This is a genomic window from Candidatus Jordarchaeum sp. (assembly GCF_052745115.1).
This window is the reverse complement of sequence record NZ_JBRAKS010000202.1, coordinates 1-7,177: the sequence shown is the minus strand read 5'-3', so window position 1 is coordinate 7,177 and position 7,177 is coordinate 1. Positions and strand designations below refer to the sequence as shown.

Sequence of the window (7,177 nt, the reverse complement as noted above, 5' to 3'; positions counted from 1 at the left end):
GAAATGAAAACCAAAAAACTAATCAGACCCACCAACCGTATTTAGTACCAGAACCGTAAAATATTTATTTCACAATATGCCTATAATAATACATAATTGTTGGAGGTAGATTCTTGTTTAATAAATTAAAGGAAAAAGCAGAAGGGGCTGGAAAGCGAGCCGCTACTACCGCTACAAGAAAAGCAGCCGAAAAAGCTGCTGGGAAGGCTGCGGAAAAGATCTCTGATGCCAGAATTAAATCAAAGACGCCTGAAGCTAAAGGTGATCCCAAGGAAATAGCAATAAAGGCCTACGAACTTCTTCAAAAGGGTGATCACAAAGAATGGGTAAAAACACTATCCTTATACCTACAGGAGAAAGCTGATGTAAAAGGTTCAACCCCAAGCTTTTGGTGGAGCACTGGAAGACACTACGTTGAGGACTACGGAGTCTACTACGAATTCCACAAGGAGGGAAAAGCGGAGTTTCCAAATCAGAGAAAATTCTTCTTTAAACGCAAGAACTCAGACGGCAGTGATAGGGGTTCTCCAGTACCCTGCACGGTCCGTGTAGACGACGACGGGGGTTGGCGTGTAGAACAGCAAAGTGTTTAAATAATTTTCCACATTTTTAATACTCGTAAAACTTAGTGTTAAACTTTAGCTGGCTATTTCAATAGATTGAAACTTTTGCTACGCCCTTTATCTCTAAAAATTTTGGTATTAGTTCTCCGGGTATTTTTCTATCGGCGATAAATGTTAGTCTAGGCTCAGGGCTAAGTTCCGGATCATCTGTGAGAGCCTGTCTAATGCTTATTCCCTCATTGGCTAGGATGGTTGCGGCACTAGCCAGTATGCCCACACTTCGAGGATCATCGGCTGTGATTTCGAGCACACCCAGATTAAGGGGTCTTGCTATCTCTTTCAAAGATAGTCCTGCAGATCTCATAAGTGTAAAAATGGTTCTAAGCTCCTCATTTTTATTTATCATTTTGATGGTTTCTACAACAGTTCTTCTATCAACGTTTGCTACCTGGGCTATTCTTTTAATTGGGATCTCAATATCGTTACAGTAAACCCTTTCATTCTTAATGTTTAAACCATTTTCCACCAGCACTCGGGCCACAGCAAGTCTTTCTGAATGGTCAGAGAAATATTCGGAGGTTTTTCGCCACATAGTTAATTCTCCATTCACTGGTCTTTATATTTATATATGTACATATTTGTACACGTAAGATTTAAATTTAACCTTTATAACAAATAATGTTCATACAAGTAACTAAATCTTTCAGCGTCAAACCCTCTACAATCAAGAGAGGGATCAAAAACAAAAACATGAAGGTGAAAAACATGCAATCCAGAAAAATACTATTAGAAGAAAACGAAATACCTAAAAAATGGTACAATATACAACCAGATCTGCCCAAGCCGTTACCACCACCCTTAAACCCCGAAACTAGAGAGCCACCACCACCCGAAATGTTAGAAGCTATATTCGCAAAAGAACTGGTAAAGCAAGAAATAAGCCAAGAGCGATGGATAAACATACCGGAAGAAGTGCGAGAAATATACCAACTTTGGAGACCAACACCACTCTATAGAGCAATCAACCTCGAAAAAGCTCTAAAAACACCAGCAAAAATCTACTACAAATACGAGGGAGTAAGTCCACCAGGTTCTCATAAACCCAACACAGCAGTGGCTCAAGCTTATTACAATATGAAGGAAGGCATAGAAAAAATTACAACAGAAACCGGGGCAGGGCAGTGGGGCTCCGCGTTAGCATTTGCATGTTCAATGTTCGGATTAAAATGCGCGGTATACATGGTTAAGATTAGTTATGAACAGAAACCCTACAGGCGCGTATTAATGCAGAACTGGGGTGCCGAAGTTTTTCCAAGTCCTAGCAACAACACCGAATTCGGAAGAAGAATGCTTTCAGAAGATCCAAATAACACAGGCAGCCTCGGATTGGCTATAAGCGAAGCCATGGAAGACTCTCTTTCCAGCGATACCACAAAATACGCACTAGGAAGCGTGCTCAACCACGTGCTCCTACACCAAACAGTTGTGGGCGAGGAAGCTATAAAACAATTTGAACAAGTAGACGATTACCCCGATATTATCTTTGGATGTATTGGTGGCGGCAGCAGTTTCTCAGGTCTATTCTGGCCTTTCTACTACCAAAAAGTGGCCAAAAAGGCTCCCAACAACTGTGAATTCGTGGCAGTCGAACCTACAGCCTGTCCCTCTATTACAAAGGGTAAATACATGTACGATTTTCCAGATGTAGCGGCATCCGGTCCGATGCTCAAAATGCATACACTTGGTCACACTTTCATTCCCCCACCTATCCACGCTGGCGGCCTGAGGTATCATGGCAAAGCACCTACACTATGTCTACTTAATATAGAAGGTAAAGTTGGTGTCAGGGCTTACAATCAGGTAGAGGTATTTGAGGCAGCGAATCTATTTGCTCAGACTGAAGGAATAATTCCCGCTCCTGAACCGGCACACGGTATTAAGGCTGCGATTGACGAGGCTTTAAAGTGTAAAAAAACTGGTGAGAAAAAGACTATATTGTTCCTGCTTTGTGGTCATGGGCACTTTGATATGCAGGCATTTGATGACTATCATGAGGGCAAACTGGTGGCCTATGAATATCCAAAGGAGAAAATTGAGGAATCATTGAAACAGTTGAAAGAAATGGTTCCATGGGCAGACTCTGTATAACTCAACCATACTACTTCGGAAATACTTTAAACAGGTTTTCTATAGAATGTTGACTGGCATGGATGACAATACTGAGACATAAGCTGGTTTCATATTTCTTTTTCTTAATTTTCTTTTCACTTCAAATGTAGTTCTGTTATTATTTTTTTATCTTATTTTATTTTTTAGATATGGAAATTTTTTGTGTTAATTGGCAAATTTTGTGGTGTTTATTAGGTAAATTCGGAAAAAATTTATATCGTTTAGAGCTAGTGATGGAGTTCTATCTTGTGACACTTTTGTGATGATCTCCGCAGCACCTGGCTCTAAACTAAGCACTACAATTAGAATCTTTATATTCTACAATTGAGAATGGAGGTATGTGAATGTCTAAATTTCATTTTTTGTGTGAACAAGCATTGGGTTATTTGAAACAGATGGAAAAAGAAAATCCTGCCATAAAATTTTCTTCCCTTACTTATACCGATGGCAGAATTTTAGCGACCAGTTTATCAGATGATATGGATAAGGATACTATAGCGTGTTCAGAAACTGCAATGTTTTTTATTAGTTCTAATCTGGCGAGTCACTTGTTCAGAGGGGAGATTGATAAGGTTTTAATAAGCGGGAATAATGGTGTTATTGTGATCCAGGGTATAGGACACCGTTCAGTTCTCACCACCGCTATCAAAAAAGGTGCAAGTATCAAAAAAATTATGAGTGGAATTGAAAAGCATCTTGAAAATCTTGAAAGCATAGAGAATTCCTTGGAAACTATGCTACGCCAGTATTATTTCCCGCAGGATGATATGATTTCTAGTGTAAAAGAAAGAAAGACTTCAGTTCCTAGTTAAAAAACATAGTTCCGAAAGATAACGATGAATCCATAACCTTAGCTTTGAGAGTCAGTTTTAGGTTCGGCGAGTAAAAATACTTGTCCTACCCCGCTTATACCTTTTTTTAAAAAATCTTATACGGTTTTTGTCTTTTTGTGTGCTCTATTGAGGTGAAGTGTAGTTTCTGCAAAATTTTAGCTTCTATCTCTATAACTATCGGTGTAGTGAATTATGCTCTTTTCACAAAACCAGGTTTGGGCTCAAATAGTAGTCCATCATTTTTTAACTGAGTTAATGCGCGGTTAACGAAAGTGGCGTCAATGTTTTCCAGGTGAGCTTTTTCCCTGATAACTTCTACTGGTACCGGGGCATCTGTTTGTTCTTCTAAAGTCCGAACAATATCTAGTATTATTTCCATCTTGTCCCGTTGACTCTTAGTGGTGCCTACGTATATAGCGTCTATGTCGAATAGTCCTTGTTCGTCTCTGCCTACCTGTCGAAGTGAGTATCTCATTAGTCGGATTACTGCTTCTGCGTCTTCAGCTAGAACATTTTCTCGCAAAGCCATGCGAGCTCTTGCTTCTGAGAGTCTTACCAAAGCTTCTAACTGGCGGGCTGTTATAGGTACTGGTGAGTCTGGCTGTTCACCTATCTTTCGCATCTCTAAATAGAATTCTCTTAGCTTATCTGCAGCCTCCCGAGTTAACTTTGGATTTACATTCTTTTTCGCATAGATAACATATTTTCTCAAAAGGTCTGGTGGAATAGGAGGTGTTTTTTCAATCGACTGAGATCTGTGCAGAGCGAGAATGTGGTCAGTCATTAGTTTATCTTGCTCTTCCATAGGTCGGTCTACGATTACAAATATTAAATCGAATCTGGAGAGAATGGTAACTGGTAGTTTCAAGTTTTCAGAGACTCCCCTAAAAGGGCTCCATCGTCCCAGTGCGGGGTTTGCTGCTGCTAGTATTGCGGTGCGAGCGTTTAGTGTGGCTACTATTCCTGCTTTTGCGATGGAGATGGTTCCTTGTTCCATTGCCTCGTGGATGGCGACTCGGTCTTGTTCTCTCATTTTATCCATTTCGTCTACACATGCAACTCCTCGATCTGCAATTACCAGTGCTCCTGCCTCTAGAATCATGGTTCCGGTGTCCGGGTCCCGAAGAACTGCTGCTGTAAGGCCTGCTGCGGTGGTTCCTTTTCCGGAGGTGTATAGTCCTCGGGGTGCGATACGCGCTACATACTGTAATAGCTGGCTTTTTGCGGTTCCGGGGTCGCCCACCATGAGTATGTTGGCTTCTCCTCTTATTGTGACGCCGTCTTCCATTATTTTTGTTTGCCCGCCGAAGAGTTGTAGAGCTACCGCTTCTTTGATGTTTTCCATCCCGTATATGCTGGGGGCTATAGATCGAATAATTTTTTGGTATATGAAGGGGTCTTCTGACAGTTCCTTGATCTTTTTTTCCTCTTCTTCAGTTATTTCCACTGTTTCTAATTCTATCTCTGAAACGTCTACATGGTTTATTTCTAGGAAGCTCCTGAAGGTTACGAGTTTTCCTCCCCTGGCTGTGGTTTCTGGTGTTGAGCGTAGGATTCCGGTTAATGTGATGCGGTCGCCGGGCCTTGCGATGTCTACGATGTCATCGACAAGAATCGAGTCTAGACTACGTGGTAGTTGTCCTGGTGGTAGTTCCTCTGGTTTTTCCTGTATTCTTATTTTTTGCCAATCGATGAATTTTGATTCTTCTACAATTAGTTTAAAAGGTCCTTTCCTTCGGCACGAGGGGTTAAAGCATTCTGCGGGTTGGTTTATTTTTGTTTCTGTTTGTTTCAGAATCATTACTTCGCCACATCTCTGGCAAACGAACACTGCTTCTATGAGTTCAGGTTTCACTTCACTGGCTCTGGTAAGTATTCCGCTGACCATTATCAACTGATTTATGTGTTCTGATCTAATTTTTCTAAGATTGATGTGGTGCTCTTCAGGTAAATTGGCAAAACGAACATGAAAATTTTCCACGGTCTCAGCATATTCTGGATCTTCTGTTTCTATGATTCGACGCAGAGCTTGATCCAAATCTTTCAGAGTTTTTTCCGGTTTTTCTAGGAGTGTTTTCGCCAGCTCTGGATCAAATCTGATTAAATCATCAAAATTGATGACTAAGCTTCGCTCGCCCGTAATGGTCATCTTTTGAATTCTGTCACGGTATTCCATTAAACCTGATTCTGAACGATAGTTTTTAACAAAATTTTCGAAACGTTCAGCGGGATCTGCGCTAATCATTATTATCTCCTATCATAAAATTTAATGTCTTTCGTTAGAAGAGTATTGTTATTTCTGATTTATTGTTAAACCGCCTCCTTTTTAAACATACGTAATCCACTTTCCCAACTTCTAATCAAATTGCTTAACCTGTCGTAGAGCCATTTCTCTTCCTCTGTCATATTTTTAACCATTTCTGATCTACTTCCGCCCTTGAGAGCTATTTTCAGAATTTTGGATAAACGCTGCGACATCAAATCCATTACCATACCCTCTACTTTTTCCTTCTCTGACTCTTCAATTTCGGGATCCATATAATACATTTTGAGTTTCAGATAAAAATTGGGATCGATTTGTTGGAGTTGGGACTTACTTGTTTCAGCCCAAGACTGTTTGTGAAGTTCAGAAAAGTCAAACTTGATTTCCTCCCGGTATTTAACGATTTTATGCTGCACCAGTTCTGCTGCTTCCCATAGTTTAAGAGTCATCTCTCTACCTTCCACAAAAGGCCCGAGAGTTCTACCGCCAACCTCAATTTTTGGATAATCTCTGATAACCATAACCTTAACCGGAATATGCTCAAATTTGAAAAGAAAGCGTGAAACATCAAACTTCACATCGGATATGGATACACTGCCAAACTCCAAGAACAATACTCTCCTCACAGATTTAGAACTAAATCTCCTTCCTAAAAACTATTTATTTAAAATCTAGAGTATTAGTTTCATTATTAAAATTTATTATATTCTATTATAAACCTCTCTTTTCCAAAGGGAATAAAATATTATAGAAAAGTGTTATTAAATTCATAATTATATCTTCCATTAGAAGAAGATAATTCTCCACAACAGAAGTAAGAAAAAAATTACCAATTACTAACAGAAATAATAGTTCTATCCTAAATTTTCTAGATATTTACACTTAATAAGCCTATGCTAACAGTTCTAAAATAGCGGTGTTTAAATAGAATCATGCTGAACTACCGCTAGATGCATATGGAGCGATTATACACCCTCAAAGAAGCAAAACAACTACTAGGCGTCACGACACAAACCATCCAGAAATGGGACAAGCAGACAAAGCTCCGAGTGGTCAGAACAGCCGGCGGCCGAAGACCAATACCCGAAAGCGAAATCAAGCGACTGCTAAACATCCACGAGCAGAGAGAGATCACAGGATACACCCGCGTGCCACAAGCATCCCAGCGCAACGACCTCCAAAGACAGAGGGAACTCTCTCAAACAGCAGGAAACCACAAAAACACTGACCGACATCGACTCTGGATTAAAACGAAAAACGGAAAAACTACCAGAAACTCCTACAACTAGTAGCGAACCGCAAGGTGGAGAAGATCATGCTAACCCACCCTGACCGGTTAACCCGCTCCG

Annotated in this window: 7 protein-coding genes; 4 read left to right on the top strand and 3 right to left on the bottom strand. The window is 40.3% G+C overall.

What is annotated here, in order from left to right; all coding sequences use genetic code 11:
• Window positions 1–113 precede the first annotated feature (113 nt).
• Window positions 114–593 (top strand): hypothetical protein, encoded by a 480-nt coding sequence (locus ACUVXA_RS13585; RefSeq protein ID WP_445871817.1) that lies wholly within the window; start codon window positions 114–116, stop codon window positions 591–593.
• A gap of 58 nt (window positions 594–651) precedes the next feature.
• Here ACUVXA_RS13585 and ACUVXA_RS13580 read toward each other — a convergent pair whose 3' ends face one another.
• A complete protein-coding gene (locus tag ACUVXA_RS13580; protein WP_445871816.1) occupies window positions 652–1,155 on the bottom strand; it encodes an amino acid-binding protein in 504 nt (167 codons plus the stop codon).
• A 173-nt stretch (window positions 1,156–1,328) separates the two neighbouring features.
• Here ACUVXA_RS13580 and ACUVXA_RS13575 point away from each other — a divergent pair, with 173 nt between their 5' ends.
• Together ACUVXA_RS13575 and ACUVXA_RS13570 are read left to right on the top strand one after the other, a co-directional pair.
• Window positions 1,329–2,711, top strand: coding sequence for a TrpB-like pyridoxal phosphate-dependent enzyme (locus ACUVXA_RS13575; RefSeq protein WP_445871815.1), 1,383 nt, complete (start codon window positions 1,329–1,331; stop codon window positions 2,709–2,711).
• 365 nt (window positions 2,712–3,076) lie between these two features.
• On the top strand, window positions 3,077–3,544 hold the full coding sequence (locus tag ACUVXA_RS13570; protein WP_445871814.1) for a hypothetical protein: 468 nt from the start codon (window positions 3,077–3,079) through the stop codon (window positions 3,542–3,544).
• Window positions 3,545–3,755: 211 nt separating this feature from the next.
• Here ACUVXA_RS13570 and ACUVXA_RS13565 read toward each other — a convergent pair whose 3' ends face one another.
• Both ACUVXA_RS13565 and ACUVXA_RS13560 read right to left on the bottom strand, forming a co-directional pair.
• Window positions 3,756–5,810, bottom strand: coding sequence for a minichromosome maintenance protein MCM (locus ACUVXA_RS13565; RefSeq protein WP_445871813.1), 2,055 nt, complete (start codon window positions 5,808–5,810; stop codon window positions 3,756–3,758).
• 65 nt (window positions 5,811–5,875) lie between these two features.
• Window positions 5,876–6,436, bottom strand: coding sequence for a hypothetical protein (locus ACUVXA_RS13560; protein ID WP_445871812.1), 561 nt, complete (start codon window positions 6,434–6,436; stop codon window positions 5,876–5,878).
• 348 nt (window positions 6,437–6,784) lie between these two features.
• Here ACUVXA_RS13560 and ACUVXA_RS13555 point away from each other — a divergent pair, with 348 nt between their 5' ends.
• Entirely contained in the window at window positions 6,785–7,117 is a 333-nt protein-coding gene (locus ACUVXA_RS13555) for a MerR family transcriptional regulator (protein ID WP_445871811.1), read from the top strand.
• The last annotated feature ends 60 nt before the right edge of the window (window positions 7,118–7,177 follow it).